This window comes from Caulobacter sp. Root343 (assembly GCF_001425745.1).
Lineage (GTDB): Bacteria > Pseudomonadota > Alphaproteobacteria > Caulobacterales > Caulobacteraceae > Caulobacter.
On record NZ_LMDF01000007.1, the window covers coordinates 1031789 to 1046492 of the forward strand.

15 protein-coding genes are annotated in these 14704 nt (G+C 66.8%); 7 read left to right on the forward strand and 8 right to left on the reverse strand.

The annotated features are described in order from the left end of the window. The first annotated feature begins 25 nt into the window (after positions 1-25). A complete protein-coding gene (locus ASC70_RS17250; protein ID WP_056052303.1) occupies positions 26-1009 on the forward strand; it encodes an endonuclease/exonuclease/phosphatase family protein in 984 nt (327 codons plus the stop codon). Positions 1010-1057: 48 nt separating this feature from the next. Here the strand turns inward: ASC70_RS17250 and ASC70_RS17255 are convergent, their stop codons facing one another. The 3 genes from ASC70_RS17255 to ASC70_RS17265 form a co-directional block, all read right to left on the reverse strand. Next, positions 1058-1525, reverse strand: coding sequence for a peptidylprolyl isomerase (locus tag ASC70_RS17255; protein WP_047413497.1), 468 nt, complete (start codon positions 1523-1525; stop codon positions 1058-1060). 93 nt (positions 1526-1618) lie between these two features. Further along, complete coding sequence (locus ASC70_RS17260; RefSeq protein ID WP_056052304.1) at positions 1619-2461, reverse strand: peptidylprolyl isomerase; 843 nt, start codon at positions 2459-2461, stop codon at positions 1619-1621. Between the two features lie 16 nt (positions 2462-2477). Then, on the reverse strand, positions 2478-3311 hold the full coding sequence (locus ASC70_RS17265) for a peptidylprolyl isomerase (RefSeq protein WP_056052309.1): 834 nt from the start codon (positions 3309-3311) through the stop codon (positions 2478-2480). Positions 3312-3741: 430 nt separating this feature from the next. On the opposite strand from ASC70_RS17265, the gene ASC70_RS17270 reads away from it, so the two are divergent. Further along, positions 3742-3951: a cold-shock protein gene (locus tag ASC70_RS17270; RefSeq protein ID WP_047413492.1), complete on the forward strand. Its 210-nt coding sequence runs from the start codon at positions 3742-3744 to the stop codon at positions 3949-3951. A gap of 447 nt (positions 3952-4398) precedes the next feature. Further along, a complete protein-coding gene (locus ASC70_RS17280; protein ID WP_056052316.1) occupies positions 4399-4656 on the forward strand; it encodes a hypothetical protein in 258 nt (85 codons plus the stop codon). A gap of 48 nt (positions 4657-4704) precedes the next feature. Here ASC70_RS17280 and coaD read toward each other — a convergent pair whose 3' ends face one another. Beyond that, positions 4705-5196, reverse strand: a complete 492-nt coding sequence (coaD, locus tag ASC70_RS17285) for a pantetheine-phosphate adenylyltransferase (protein WP_047413487.1) — start codon at positions 5194-5196, stop codon at positions 4705-4707. A gap of 28 nt (positions 5197-5224) precedes the next feature. Continuing rightward, positions 5225-7981 (reverse strand): DNA gyrase subunit A, encoded by a 2757-nt coding sequence (gyrA, locus tag ASC70_RS17290; RefSeq protein WP_056052320.1) that lies wholly within the window; start codon positions 7979-7981, stop codon positions 5225-5227. Positions 7982-8106: 125 nt separating this feature from the next. Between gyrA and ASC70_RS17295 the strand changes: the two genes are divergently transcribed. Continuing rightward, positions 8107-8631 (forward strand): superoxide dismutase family protein, encoded by a 525-nt coding sequence (locus ASC70_RS17295; protein WP_047413483.1) that lies wholly within the window; start codon positions 8107-8109, stop codon positions 8629-8631. A gap of 1 nt (position 8632) precedes the next feature. Here the strand turns inward: ASC70_RS17295 and ASC70_RS17300 are convergent, their stop codons facing one another. Both ASC70_RS17300 and ASC70_RS17305 read right to left on the reverse strand, forming a co-directional pair. Beyond that, a complete protein-coding gene (locus ASC70_RS17300; RefSeq protein ID WP_162247238.1) occupies positions 8633-9574 on the reverse strand; it encodes a DMT family transporter in 942 nt (313 codons plus the stop codon). Further along, positions 9571-10833: an adenosylmethionine--8-amino-7-oxononanoate transaminase gene (locus ASC70_RS17305; RefSeq protein ID WP_056052326.1), complete on the reverse strand. Its 1263-nt coding sequence runs from the start codon at positions 10831-10833 to the stop codon at positions 9571-9573. The genes ASC70_RS17300 and ASC70_RS17305 overlap by 4 nt, the downstream gene beginning before the upstream one ends. Positions 10834-10904: 71 nt before the next feature. On the opposite strand from ASC70_RS17305, the gene bioF reads away from it, so the two are divergent. Continuing rightward, positions 10905-12059 (forward strand): 8-amino-7-oxononanoate synthase, encoded by a 1155-nt coding sequence (gene bioF / locus ASC70_RS17310; protein WP_056052328.1) that lies wholly within the window; start codon positions 10905-10907, stop codon positions 12057-12059. Beyond that, the gene (gene bioD / locus ASC70_RS17315) at positions 12056-12715 is read left to right on the forward strand and encodes a dethiobiotin synthase (protein ID WP_056052332.1); all 660 of its coding nucleotides are present in this window, start codon (positions 12056-12058) and stop codon (positions 12713-12715) included. Before bioF ends, bioD begins: the two co-directional genes overlap by 4 nt. 14 nt (positions 12716-12729) lie before the next feature. On the opposite strand, the gene ASC70_RS17320 is transcribed toward bioD, so the two are convergent. Then, the gene (locus ASC70_RS17320; RefSeq protein ID WP_056052334.1) at positions 12730-13584 is read right to left on the reverse strand and encodes an NAD(P)-dependent oxidoreductase; all 855 of its coding nucleotides are present in this window, start codon (positions 13582-13584) and stop codon (positions 12730-12732) included. 115 nt (positions 13585-13699) lie between these two features. On the opposite strand from ASC70_RS17320, the gene ASC70_RS17325 reads away from it, so the two are divergent. After that, positions 13700-14599: a flagellar motor protein MotB gene (locus ASC70_RS17325; protein ID WP_047413471.1), complete on the forward strand. Its 900-nt coding sequence runs from the start codon at positions 13700-13702 to the stop codon at positions 14597-14599. Positions 14600-14704 lie beyond the last annotated feature (105 nt).

Genomic DNA, 14704 nt, shown 5'->3' on the forward strand with positions numbered 1-14704 from the left:
CGCGAGGGCGTGCTATGGGCGGCTCATGCGCCTGATCGTCCAGCTTCTCAGTCTTCTCGTTCGCGGCACGGCCCTGATGCTGGGCCTGGTCGGCGCCGGCATGGCCATCGCCTGCCTGGGCGGCGCGTTCAGCGACCGCCTGGACGCCTTCACTCACGCCGCGCCGCTGTGGCTGATGATGGGCTTTGGCGCGGTCATCCTCGGCGCCTTGTTCGCGCGCGGCGGCGAGCGCTGGGTCATGGTCGGGCTCGGCGCGACGACCCTGGCCGCTTGTGCGGTGCTGATGCTGCCCGACCTTTGGGCCGCCTGGCGCTTCAAGCCGGCGACCGTGGCGGCCAGCGACCTGAAGGTGGTGCAGTTCAATATCTGGCACGAAAACCGTACGCCGGAGCAGAGCCTCGAATGGATCCTGGCGCAGGACGCGGATGTCGTTGTGATGGAAGAGGCCGGTGGCAACGCCATTCCAGTAGTCAGGGCCTTGAAGGAAGCCTACCCCTTCGCCTCATGCGACAAGGCCGGCCGGTGCGAGACTTGGATCTTCTCGCGCAAGAAGATGTTGGCCCGTGGTGGCGTGCCGATGGAAATGCCCTACCTCTCCGGCGCCTGGGCCACCCTGGCCGACGCCAAAGGCGCTTTCACCGTGGCCGGCGTACACTATACTTGGCCAATCCCGGCGGGCCCTCAGCAGGCTCAGTCACGCAAGCTGGTTCAAGCCCTCGCCCCGTTCGATCGCAAGAGCCTGATCCTCACCGGTGACTTCAATTCCACGCCCTGGTCATTCACGTTGAAGCGTCAGGACAAGGCTCTAGGTCTGCGTCGCTGGACCCGCGCCCTGGCCTCTTGGCCGGCCGGCAAGTTCTCACGCGTGATGGCCGCTCCCGCCCCGTTCCTGCCGATCGACCACGTCTACGCCGGCAGCGAATGGCGAGCGGTGAAGATCGAGCGCGGCCCGGCCCTGGGCTCGGACCACCGTCCGGTGGTGGTGACTCTGCGGCGAACCCAGAAATGAAAAAGGCCCCGGATCACTCCGGGGCCCTTCTGGTCTGTCGTCGTGTCCTTAGGCGTCGGCGGCGATCTTGGCGCTGACGATCTTGCCCGGCTGACGCGGCGGCTCGCCCTTCGGCAGGGCGTCGACATTTTCCATGCCTTCGACCACCTGGCCCCACACCGTGTACTGACGGTCCAGGAAGGTCGCGTCGTCGAACACGATGAAGAACTGGCTGTTGGCCGAGTTGGGGTCGGGCGTGCGCGCCATCGAGCAGACGCCCCGCACGTGCGGCTCGTCGTTGAACTCGGCCTTCAGGTCGGGCTTGTCCGAACCGCCGCGGCCGCTGCCCGACGGGTCACCGCCCTGGGCCATGAAGCCCGGGATCACGCGGTGGAAGACGACGCCGTCATAAAAGCCCTCGCGCACCAGTTCCTTGATCCGGGCGACGTGGCCCGGCGCCAGGTCGGGGCGAAGCTTGATCGTGACCGGACCGGTCTCGAGGGTCAGGATCAGGGTGTTTTCGAGGTCGGCCGACATGGTCTTCCTTTAGGGTGCGGAATGATTGATCGCGCTTCTAGCGCGGATTGCGCCCGCCTGTGAACCAAGTCGCGCCCGAAAACCGGAAAATGCTCAGCGAACCTCGACCGGCGGATCCATGTCGCAGACCGAAAAGTCCGCGCCTTTCAAGGCCCGCAGGCGCTTGGTTTCGGCGGCGAACCAAGGCCCCTTGGGATCGATGACGCGAACCTTGGGACGTTCGGCTTCGGGAATATCCGATAGAAGACGGACCTTTTGCATCAGGTCTTGCGGCGCCGGGACCGGCTCACCGGTCTTGATGGCTCGCACGGCGTCCAGGCCGCTGATCACCCGGCCGAAGGCCGTGTAGCGCTTGTCCAGCGACGGATAGGGCTGGCGCATCAGGAAGAACTGGCTGTTGGCCGAGTTGTTGTCCTCGTCGCGCGCCATGCCGAGGACGCCGGGGCAATAGGTTCCCCAGGCCGAAACCTTCTTGTCGCTGGTCATGTCGCTCCAGCTCCAGGCCTGGCTGACGACGGGCAGCGACTTCAGATAGCCGACCTCCAGGCCCGCCGGTGCGGCCATCGGGACAAAGCCCGCCTCGGCCGTGCGGCGGAAGGTGAACTCGGCCTTCAGGTTGGGCTTGTCCGATCCGCCCTCGCCCGTGTTGGTCGGATCACCGGTCTGGGCCATGAACTTGTCGATGACCCGGAAGAAGGTGCGGCCGTCGTAGACGCCTGCGCGGGTCAGCTCCTGCAGGCGCGCCACGTGGTTCGGTGCGACCTCCGGGATCAGCTCGACCAGCACGCGGCCCTTGTTGGTGTCGATCACCATCACCGTCTCGGGCGCCGGCGTCCGCCAATCCTGTTCGGAAGGCTTGGCCGAAACCGTCGCCGCGAGCGCGGGAGTCGAGATTGCCAGGCAGAGCCCGGCCAGAAGCGCGCGCGAGCGGGTCATGTCACTTCACCTGCCGTTATTTCACCTGAACCGGGACATCGACATCGCAATTGGTAAAGCCGGCGCCCAGCTCTCCCTGGCGCTTGGTCACCAGGGCCTTGAAGGCGGCCGAGCGGGTGTCCATCACCTGGACCGAGGGGCGCTTGTCAGCCGGCATGTCGGCCAGCAACTTGACGCTCAGCATCTTGTCCTGGGGATCGGGCACGGGCTCGCCGACCTTGATAGCCCGCACGACATCGACGCCCTGCAGCACACGGCCGAAGGCGGTGTAGGTCTTGTCCAGCGAGGCGTTGGCCTGGCGCATGAAGAAGAACTGGCTGTTGGCGCTGTCGGGGTCGCCGGCGCGGGCCATCCCCAGCACGCCGGAGCAGAAGTTGCCCCAGGTCGCCACCTTGCGGTCGGCGGTCATCACCGCCAGGGCCGAGGGCTGACTGGTCACCGGCAGGACGCCGACCCAGCCGGACTCGTTGGTTCCAGCCTTGAAGCTGGCGCCCAGCGGGGTGTCCGCGCCGCGGCGGAAGGTGAACTCTGCGGTCAGGTTGGGCTGGTCCGAACCGCCGACACCGGTGTTTTGGGGGTCGCCCGTCTGGGCCATGAAGTCGCTGATGACGCGGAAAAAGGTCAGACCGTCGTAGAAGCCGCTCTTCACCAGCCCCCGCACGCGCTCGATGTGGTTCGGCGCCGCTTGCGGATAGAGCTCTGCGATAATCCGGCCCTTGTTCGTCTCGACGACGATGACGTTGTTCGGATCCGGCGTGCGCCAATCGGAGACGGTCTGGGCCGAGGCCGCCTCAACGGAGGCCGTCATAGCGGCAAGCGCCAGGGCGGCGGCGGTCGTGGCGAGCTTCATCGAATTCCCCGAACAAATAGGTCGGGGTCGGGCGTAGAACGCCACGGCCTCCCCGACAAGTGCGGCGATGTTGAAGCGCAGGATTTCGGCCGGATAACGGCAGCGGTTGGAATGGGCCTCCGGGACGGCGCGGCGCCGTGGACTTCAACCGCGGCAGCGCCAGCCTTTTCAATGCTGAGCAAGCGGCCAAACGGTTCCAGCAGGCCCAAGGCGGAAATGTCTATGAGTGGGATTCCGAGAAAATATAGTTTTCACTCGCAATTCATTGATCGACGTGAGAGTATCCCTGTATCGACTTGCGCTTTGGCTTCGGTTGCTCTCCACGCTTGATCTTCGGATTGAGCTCCGGGCCTACCAAGAACCTCTCCGACATTTTGATCTCACGCACCGTTCGGCGCGTGCGAGCCTTCGCAATAAAAGAGATATTCCCATGAATACCGGCACCGTGAAGTGGTTCAATTCGACCAAGGGCTTCGGCTTCATCCAACCCGACAATGGCGGCCCGGACGTGTTCGTCCACATTTCGGCGGTCGAGCGTTCGACCCTGGGTTCGCTGCAAGAAGGCCAGAAGCTCAACTATGAGCTGGAGCGCGATCAGCGCAGCGGCAAGATGTCGGCGGGCCAGCTCCAATCCGCATAAGGCCAAGGCTCACGTCGGGGCCAGTGGCTCGGGACGTGGCTTAGGACAGGGGCGGCGGGCTTGGCTCGCCGCCTTTTTCACATTTCGAGGAAGGCGATGACCCCATCAACTATCGAGCGCGCCTACGCGCTCGCCCGCTCAGGCAAGTATGCAACCGTGGCCCAGCTCCAACAGCGGCTGAAAGAAGACGGCTGTCACGCCGTCGAAGCGCTTCTCGCGCCACGCTCCATCAAGAGCCACCTGGAAGCCATCTGTGCGGCGTCCTCGAGAGCGGCGCTCGTTCACGGCTGACGAACAACGCCCCTCCCCCACGACCGCAGAGGCGGGGCGAACGAACGAAGAGTGCAAGACCCCGTCCGCCGCCGCCGCCAAGACAGGCCGGATGCGCGGCGCGCGAAGGGGCGAAAGCAGAGTCCTAAAGCGGAGAAGAGCCCTCGGGCGAAGATCATGACCGTCCAGAACGACCTCGACCTGCCTCGCCTCATCGCCGATCTTCAGGCCCGGTCGATCATCCATCACCACATCATCATGCAGCTGGTCCGCCGCGAAGCGACGGCCTCCGGGGACACCCGCAAATACCTTTCAGGTCTTACGGATGACCTGACGAGGATCGCTGATGAAACACTCCCGCTCGAAGATACGCGCGCCGCCGCGATGAGCATGCGTGACTATCTCGACGATTTCCTCGTAAGGGCCGGCGCCTAGGCGACGCTCAACGTCCTAGCCAGCCGGCTAGAGAGCGCCACGAGCCGCTCAGCCCCGCTTCACCTTGACCAACAACTGCTCGGCCACGCCGGCCGGCACGAACTTGGAGATGTCGCCGCCCAAGGCGGCGATCTCCTTGACCAGACGCGAGGCGATCGCCTGGTGCCGTGGGTCGGCCATCAGGAACACGGTCTCGATCTCGCGGTCCAGCTGCTGGTTCATCGCCGTCATCTGGAATTCGTACTCGAAGTCGGCCACGGCCCGCAGGCCGCGGACGATCATCTGGGCGTTCACGTCCCGAGCGAAATGCATCAGCAGGCTCTCGAACGGCTTGACCTCGATCTGCGCGATCTTGGTCAGGTGCGCCGTCTCGCGCTCCAGGATGGCCACCCGCTCGTCCAGCGAGAACAATGGCCCTTTGCCGATGTTCACCGCCACCCCGATCACCAGCTTGTCGACCAGCTTCACGGCCCGCCCGATGATGTCGAGGTGTCCGTTGGTGACCGGATCGAAGGTCCCAGGATAAAGCCCGACCCGCATGCAACCCCCTGCTCTAAGGATTCGAGGGTTACAGGGTCTCTTCCGCCCCGCTGTCCTCGCCCTGGTTGTCGTCTCCGCCGGAATCGGCGAGGCGCTCGACGCTGACGACATGCTCGTCCTGCGCGGTGCGGAAGATGGTTACGCCTTGAGTATTCCGCGCCGCAACACGAATTTGCGAAACCGGCACCCGGATCAGCTGTCCCTGGTCAGTCACCAGAAGGATCTGATCGCTCTCGTCGATCGGGAACGAACCCACCAGGCGACCACCGCGCTTGCTCAGATCCTGGGCGGCGAGACCCTGGCCGCCCCGGCCCGTGCGGCGGAAATCATAGGCGCTGGTGCGCTTGCCGAAGCCTTCTGACGACACGGTCAGCAGGATTTCCTCGGCCGCGCCCAGTTCGGCGATGCGTTCCGGCGTCAGGGTGGTTTCGTCGCCGTCCTCTTCGCCCTCTTCCGCTCCGGCGGGAGCGTCGTCGCCCTCTTCGCCGGCGGCGCGCAACATGGCGCGCTGGTGCTTGAGGTAGGCGGCGCGCTCGGCCGGAGTGGCGTCGACGCTGCGCAGCACGGCCATGGAGATGACCTGGTCACCGTCGGCGAGCTTCACGCCACGCACGCCGGTCGAGTCGCGGCTGGCGAACACCCGCACCTCGTCCACCGAGAAGCGGATGCAGCGGCCGGCCGCCGTGGTCAGCAGCACGTCCTGGTCGCTGTTGCAGACGGCCACGCCGACGATGCCGTCGCCTTCGTCCAGCTTCATGGCGATCTTGCCGTTGCGGCGGACATCCACGAAGTCCGACAGCTTGTTGCGGCGCACGCTGCCCGAGCGGGTGGCGAACATCACGTCCAGGCCGCCCCAGGTGGCTTCATCCTCCGGCAGGGTCAGGATCGAGGTGATGGTTTCGCCGGTTTCGATCGGCAGCAGATTGACGAACGCCTTGCCGCGCGAATTGGCGACGCCCTGCGGCAGGCGCCACACCTTCATCTTGTAGACCTTGCCGCCCGAGGTGAAGAACAGCAGCGGGGCGTGGGTCGAGGCCGAGAACACGCGGGTGACGGCGTCCTCGGTTTTGGTCGCCATGCCCGACTTGCCTTTGCCGCCCCGATGTTGGGTGCGGTAGGCGGCCAGCGGCGTGCGCTTGACGTAGCCGCTCATGGTGACGGTGATCACCATGTCCTCGCGGACAATCAGGTCCTCGTCTTCCATGTCCGCGTCGCCGTCCACGATCTGGCAGCGGCGCGGAATGGCGAACTTCTCGCGGACCTCGACCAGCTCCTCGCGGACCACGGCCATGATGTTGGAGCGGTCGGACAACAGTTCGAGATAGCCGCGGATGGCCTCGGCCAACGCGGTGGCCTCGTTGCCGATTTCGTCGCGGCCCAGGCCGGTCAGACGCGACAGCGTCAGGGCCAGGATGGCGCGAGCCTGCTCGTCGGTCAGGCGGATCAGGCCGCCATCTTCCTTGAGGGTGCGCGGGTCGGCGATCAGCTCGACCAGCGGCAGCATGTCGCCGGCCGGCCAGGACTTGGCCACCAGGCGCTCGCGGGCCTCGGTCGGATCCTTCGACGAGCGGATGATATGAATGAATTCGTCGATATTGGCGACCGCGATGGTCAGGCCGACCAGCACGTGACCGCGGTCACGAGCCTTGCCCAGCTCGAACTTGGTCCGCCGCACGACGACTTCCTCGCGGAAGTCGATGAACAGCTTGACCAGCTGGTGCAGGCCCATCTGCTCGGGACGACCACGGTTCAGGGCCAGCATGTTGACGCCGAACGAGCTCTGCAGCGCCGTGAAGCGGTAGAGCTGGTTCAAGATCACTTCGCCCGAGGCGTCGCGCTTCAACTCGACCACGATGCGCATGCCGTCGCGGTTGGACTCGTCGCGGATGTCGGCGATGCCTTCGATCCGCTTCTCGCGGACCAGCTCGGCGATGTGCTCGACCAGATTGGCCTTGTTCACCTGATACGGGATCTCGGTGATGATGATGGCTTCGCGGCCGGCGCGGATTTCATCGACGCTGGCGACGCCACGCATGATGACCGAGCCACGGCCCGTCAGCAGCGCCTGGCGCGGGCCCGCGCGGCCGATGATCTCGCCACCGGTCGGGAAGTCGGGGCCGGGCACCAGGTCCAGCAGCTGGTCGGTGGTGACGTTCGGGTCGTCGATCAGCAGCAGGCAGGCGTCGATGATTTCGCCGAGATTATGCGGCGGGATGTTGGTGGCCATGCCGACGGCGATGCCGCCCGCGCCGTTGACCAGCAGGTTCGGGATCCGCGCCGGCAGGACGGTCGGTTCCTGCTCCTTGCCGTCGTAGTTGTCGGCGAAGTCGACCGTATCCTTGTCGAGGTCGGCCAGCAGCGACATGGCCGGCGGCGCCATGCGGCATTCCGTATAGCGCATGGCCGCGGGCATATCGCCGTCGACCGAGCCGAAATTGCCCTGGCCGTCGATCAGGACCAGGCCCATCGAGAACGACTGGGTCATCCGGACCAGGGTGAAGTAGATCGAGGCGTCGCCGTGCGGGTGATACTTACCCATCACGTCACCGACCACGCGGGCCGACTTCACGTACGGGCGCTCGGGCGTCTGGCCCTGCTCGTGCATCGAGAACAGCACCCGGCGGTGCACGGGTTTCAGACCGTCGCGCGCGTCCGGCAGGGCGCGGCTGACGATCACGCTCATCGCGTAGTCGAGATAGGAACGGCGGAGTTCGTCCTCGATATTAATCGGGGCGACATCCCCGCGAGAACCGTCGGCGGGGATCGTGGTGTGTTCGTCGCTCAAGGGAATTTTTCGCCGTCAGAATCGGACACGGAACAGTCTGAAACTGTTAGCATTGCGAGGTGGACGGCGCCACCTTTCCGGCCGTTTCATCCCCTGCTCTTGGCTTGAATCCGAAGGAAAAACGCATGATCCGCCTCCCCGCCGCGACTGCACTCGGCCTCGCCGCCCTGATCGCCGCCTCACCCGCCCTGGCCCAGACCTCAGCGACCGCCGTGGTCAAGACCGGCGACGGCAAGGACGCCGGCGTGGTGACGCTGACCGAGGCCCCGCACGGCGTGCTGCTGAAGCTGGAACTGAAGGGCCTGACGCCCGGCTGGCACGCGGTCCACTTCCATGAAAAGGGCGACTGCGGCGCGCCGGACTTCAAGTCGGCCGGCGCCCATGTCCATACGGCGGCCACCACGGTGCACGGCCTGCTGAACCCAGCCTCGAATGACAGCGGCGACCTGCCGAACGTGTTCGCGAACGCCGATGGCGCGGCCACGGCCGAGGCCTATTCGACCCTGGTGTCGCTGAAGGGCGCCGGCGGCCGTCCCGCCCTGCTGGACGCGGACGGCTCGGCGATCGTCGTCCATGCCAGCCCCGACGACCACAAGAGCCAGCCGATCGGCGGCGCGGGCGCGCGGGCGGCCTGCGGCGTGATCAAATAGTCTAGGCGGTTTCGGCCAAGGCCGCCTCGGCCTTGGCCCTGTTCTCGGTCAGGGCGACCAGGGCCACGCCGACCATGGTCGCCGCGCCGCCGATCAGGAGCTGGGTCGACAGCTTGTCGCCCAGGAACAGCACCCCGATCGTGCAGGAGACCAGCGGTGTCAGCAGGAAATACGGCGTCACGCGCCCGGCCTCGCGCCGCTGGACCAACCAGAACAGCAGGGCGCTGGCCCCGATCGTCGAGACCACCCCGGCGAACACCACGCAGACCCAGGCGATCGGCGGCGCGGCCTGCATCTTCCCGACCTGATCCGTCTCGAACACGGCTGACATGGCCAGCAGCGTCGGCGCGGCGACCAGGGCCGTCATGCCCTGCAGCTTCAGCGGCTTGATGCCGGGCGTCTTACGCACCAGCACCGTCGCCACGGCCCAGCAGGCGCTAGCGAAAACGATTAGCAGAATGGCTGGCAGGTCGCTGGCGCCGTGCGGATCCAGGCTCATCCACGCCACGCCCACGAAGGCGACGACGAGGCCCGCCACCGCTGGCGGCCGCATGGTCTCGCCCAGCATCCGCCAGGCGAAGATGGCCGTGAACGGGATCCAGAGCTGACTGGCCACCACCAGCGGGCTCAAGGCGTCGGCCATGCTGAACGCCACATAGATCACGCCGAAATGGATTGGCCCGGTCAGCAGCACGATGGCCAGCAGCTTCCGGGGTTCGGGAAACGGCGGCTTGATGAACGGGAACAGAAACGCCAACGCCGAGGCGAAACGTAGGCCTCCCATCAGCATCGGCGGCAGATAGGCCGTGGCCACCTTGGCGGCGGCGTTGTTGATCCCCCAGGTCAGGATGATCGCCAGGATGGCGAGATATTCCAGGACCGTGAGCGGAGACGACTTGGAGGACATGGCCGTGCTTGGACCAGACCCGGCCTCTCGGGTCAATCGACGCCGATCACCTTGCGGACGGCGGCTGTCAGCAGATCGAGATCGGCATCCGGTGTCGTGAAGGCGGGGGTTAGATAGACGACCTTGCCCATCGGGCGGACCCACGCGCCCAGCTCGGCGAACCGTGCGCAGAGGTCGCCCACCGACACGGGCCCGTCGAACTCCACGACTCCGATCGCGCCCAGGGTCCGCACGTCGACGACACCCTTCCCCGCCCGGCACGGTTCCAGTCCATCGGACAGCGCCGCCGAGACCCGCGCCACGTTCGCGGCCCATGCTCCGTCCTCGAACAGGTCCAGGGAAGCATTGGCCGCCGCACAGGCCAGTGGGTTGGCCATGTATGTAGGGCCATGCATCAGGGCCGCGTCCGGATCGTCGGACCAGAAGGCCTCGAACACCTTGCGCGACGCCACCGCCGCCGACAGCGGCAGGGTCCCGCCGGTCAGGGCCTTGGACAGGGTGACGATGTCCGGCTCGACCCCCGCCGCCTGCATGGCGAACAGCGTCCCGGTGCGGCCGAAACCGGTGAAGATCTCGTCGAAGATCAGCAGCAAGTCGTGCTTGTCTGCCAGGCGGCGCAGGGTTCGAAGCACTTCCGGCGGATGAAGGACCATGCCACCCGCGCCTTGGACCAGGGGCTCGACCAGGATCGCCGCGATCTCGTGGCCCCGCTGAGCCAGCAGGGCGTCCAGCGTGTCTTCGCTCTCCGCGTCTCGCGGCAGGTCGGCGATCACCTGGTCGGGCATGACGCCGGCGAACAGGCTGTGCATCCCCTCCTCCGGGTCGCAGACCGTCATGGTCGCCAGGGTGTCGCCATGATAGCCGCCCCGGAACGCGAGGAACTTGGTCCGCCCTTGAACCCCACGGTTGATCTGGAACTGCAGCGCCATCTTCATGGCGATCTCGACCGAGACCGAGCCGCTTTCGGCGAAGAAGACGTGATCCAGCTCGCCCGGCAGCATCTTCGCCAGACGCGCCGCCAGCCGATAGGCCGGCTCGTGGGCCAGGCCTCCGAACATCACGTGCGGCATCTTCTCGATCTGCTCGCGCAGAGCGTCGACGATGTGGGGATGGTTATAGCCGTGGCAAGCGGTCCACCACGAGGCCAGCCCGTCGACCAATTCGCGCCCGTCCGCCAGCACCAGGCGCGAGCCCCGGGTCGCCACCACCGGCAACGGCGGCCGCGCGGTCTTCATCTGACAATAGGGCCGCCAGACATGCGGGGCTCCGGCGGTCAGCCAGTTCAACTCAGTCATGACTGTTTCCGTTTGCGGACTCGGGGCGCCTTGCCTATGCCGCGCGCTTGAGCGCCGCAAAGGGAAACGACATGCAAAGCCTCGACGCCTTCGCCGGCGAGAAGCTGGCGGCCCTCGACGCCAAGAGCCTGCTGCGCCGCCTAAGGCCCACCCGCCGCCACGAGGGCGCCATGGTCGAGCGCGACGGAAAGCGGCTGATCTCGTTCTCGTGCAACGACTATCTGGGCCTGTCGCAGCATCCCGCCGTCCGCGCGGCCGCGGCCGAGGCGGCGCTGAACTACGGCGCGGGCGCGGCAGCCTCGCGGCTGGTCACCGGCGACCATCCGCTATTGAGCGACCTGGAAAAGCGCCTAGCCCGCTTGAAAGGGACCGAGGCGGCTTGCGTGTTCGGCTCCGGCTATTTGACCAATACGGGGGTGATTCCAACCTTGGTCGGGCCTGGCGACGCCATCTTCGTCGACGCCCTGGCCCACGCTTGCATCTGGGCCGGCGCGCAGCTGTCGGGCGCCAAGATCGTCAAGTTCGTCCACAACGACGTGGACGACCTAGAGCGCCTACTCGGGGCCGAGCGCCCGCTCGCCCGCAGAGCCCTGGTCGCGACCGACGGCGTCTTTTCGATGGACGGCGATATCGCCCCGCTGGACGTGCTGTCGGACCTGTGCGCGAGCTACGACGCGTGGCTGCTCAGCGACGACGCCCACGGGGTCGGGGTGCTGGCCGAGGGTCGTGGCTCGGGGGCCTTGTTCCCGGACGCGGACATCCCGCTGCAGATGGGCACCCTTTCCAAGGCGCTGGGTTCGTATGGCGGCTACCTGTGCGGCTCCCAGGCGGTGATCGACCTGCTGAAGACCCGAGCTCGGACGCTGGTCTACGCGACCGGCCTCCCCCCGGCTTCGGCCGCCGCCGCCCTGGCGTCGCTGGACATCATCGAGGCGGAACCCGCGTTGACCGTCCAGCCCGTCGCCAAGGCGCGCCTGTTCACCCGCCGCCTGGGCCTGCCGGATGCGGTCAGCCCGATCGTGCCGGTGGTGCTGGGAAGCGCCGACGACGCTCTCGCCGCTTCGGCCGCGCTAGAGGCGCAAGGTTTCCTCGTCGTCGCCATCCGGCCGCCGACGGTGCCCGAGGGAACGGCCCGCCTGCGCATCGCCTTCAGCGCCGCCCATGCCGACACGGATGTGATCCGCCTGGCCGACGCGATCGCGGATCTGCGCAGGGTCGCCGCGTGAGGGCCTTGTTCGTCGCCGGGACCGGCACGGATCTGGGCAAGACCCACGTCGCCTGCGCCCTGCTCGGAGCCGCTCGGGCGCAGGACGCGACGGTGGACGCCTTCAAGCCCGTGGTCAGTGGCTTCGATCCAAACGCGCCCGAAGTGAGCGACCCCGCCCGACTCGCCGCCGCCCTGGGACGGCCGCACGACTGGGCGCGGGTCTCGCCGCGTCGCTATCGCGCGCCGCTGGCTCCGAATCTCGCCGCACGGCTGGAAGGCGACACTCTGGCGATGAAAGACCTAGTCGCCGACTGCCGAGCTTGGCTGGCCAGCCGCGATGTCGGCCTCGCCTTGGTCGAAGGGGCCGGCGGGGTGATGTCACCGATGACCGACGACGCCACCAATCTCGACCTGATGATCGCCCTCGACCTGCCTGTCCTCCTGGTCGCCGGCAGCTATCTCGGCACGGCCAGCCACCTGCTGACCGCGCTGGAGGTGTTGCGGGCGCGAAGGCTGACGGTGGCCGCGATCGTGGTCAGCGAGAGCCTCGACGCGCCCGACTTGGGTCAGACGGTCGAGATGCTGCGGGCGTTCGAGCGAACCGCGCCGATCTTGGTGGCGGCGCGAGATGCGGACTGGGACGCGAGCGAACTGCTGGAACTGTTGCTCGGCTAAGCCCCTCCTCCGCTCTACTTCTCCAACCGCGCCACCAAGCTGGAGGTGTCCCAGCGATTGCCGCCCATGGCCTGGACCTCGGCGTAGAACTGGTCGATCAGGGCCGTGCTCTCGAGTTTGGCGCCGTTGCGGCTCGCCTCTTCCAGAGCGATCCCAAGGTCCTTGCGCATCCAATCGACCGCGAAGCCGAACTCGAACTCGCCACGCGCCATGGTCGGCCAGCGGTTTTCCATCTGCCACGACTGGGCCGAGCCCTTGGAGATGGCGGCCAGGACGTCATCGGTCGGCAGGCCGGCGCGCTTGGCGAAATGCAGCGCCTCGGCCACGCCTTGGACGACGCCGGCGATGGCGATCTGGTTGCACATCTTGGTCAGCTGGCCGGCTCCGACCTCCCCCATGCGGCGGACGGCCTTGGCGTAGACCTCGATCACCGGAAGAACGCGGTCGTAGGCGGCCTGATCGCCGCCCGCCATGATGGTCAGCTGGCCGTTCTCGGCGCCGGCCTGGCCGCCGGACACCGGGGCGTCGACGAAGGACCGGCCGCCCTTGGCCACCAATTCCGCCATTTCGCGGGCCACCGTGGCGGAGGTGGTGGTGTGGTCGACGATCACCGCGCCCTCCGCCAGGGCCGGCAGGGCCTGCGCCACGACGTCGCGGACGTCGTTGTCATTGCCCACGCAGAGCAGAACGACATCCGCGCCGGCCACGGCCTCGGCGATGGTCTCGAAGGCTTGCCCGCCATGCTTTTCAGCCCAGCGCCGGGCCTTTTCCGGGCTGCGATTGTAGACGGCGACCTCGTGGCCGGCGGCCTTCAGGTGGCCCGCCATCGGAAAGCCCATCACGCCCAGGCCGATAAACGCCGTCTTCATGCCGCTGCTCCACAAAATAGGGTGTGGGATTACGCGTCTCGCGCGGTCTTCGGCAACCCCATCTTAACGTCCTTTGGGCAGGTTGCGACCTTACGGTTAAGCAGGCTTAAGCACGATGGCGGTCAACAGCGAACAGCCGATCATCATTAAGAAGATCAAGAAGAGCAGCGGCGGTGGGCACCACGGCGGCGCTTGGAAGGTCGCCTATGCCGACTTCGTGACCGCGATGATGGCCTTCTTCCTGCTGATGTGGCTGCTGAACACGACCAGCCCCGAGCAGAAGCAAGGCATCGCCGACTATTTCGCGCCAGCCTCGATCTCGTCCACGACGAGCGGCTCGGGCGGCATCCTGGGCGGCACCTCGCTGGGCGACGATGGCGCCAAGGCCGACGGCAAGATGTCGGTGATCCAGCAGATGGCGCCGGAAGCCCCGAACGACGTCGACAAGGACGGCCAGAGCACCAATACCGCCAGCCTCGACTCCGCCAGCGAGCAGGCCCTGCGCGACGCCTTGGCCAAGAAGGAGCAGGACAGCTTCGCCTCGGCCGCCCAGTCGCTGCGCCAGTCGTTGCAAGACATGCCCGAACTGGCCGAACTTTCGAAGCAGATCCTGATCGACCAGACCCCGGAAGGCCTGCGGATCCAGCTGGTCGACCAGGAAGGCCGGGCGATGTTCAAGGAAAACTCCAAGGAGCCGAACGACCGCGCCCGCATCCTGCTGCGCGCCGTCGCCAAGGTGATCACCCAGCTGCCGAACCGCGTGACCATCTCGGGCCACACCAGCGCCAACGCCTTCGGCAAGAAGCAGGACGGCGACTGGGCCCTGTCGGCGCAGCGCGCCGACGCCTCGCGCCAGGTCCTGCGCGGCGCTGGGGTCGACGACGACCGCATCTATCAGGTGTCCGGCAAGGCCAATTCCGAGCCCCTCTACGCCGACGATCCCACCCTGGCCGGCAACCGCCGGATCTCGATCATCCTGTTGCGTGAAAAGCCCGTCCTGCCAGATGGCCTGTAACGGACGGCCTGTGACCGTTAGCCGCGCGAGCCCTCCGTTGAGCTTGCGCAACTGAACGGTATGCCCCCTAATCTCGTTCAGGGCAGACGGTGAGCTGAAAGGGGC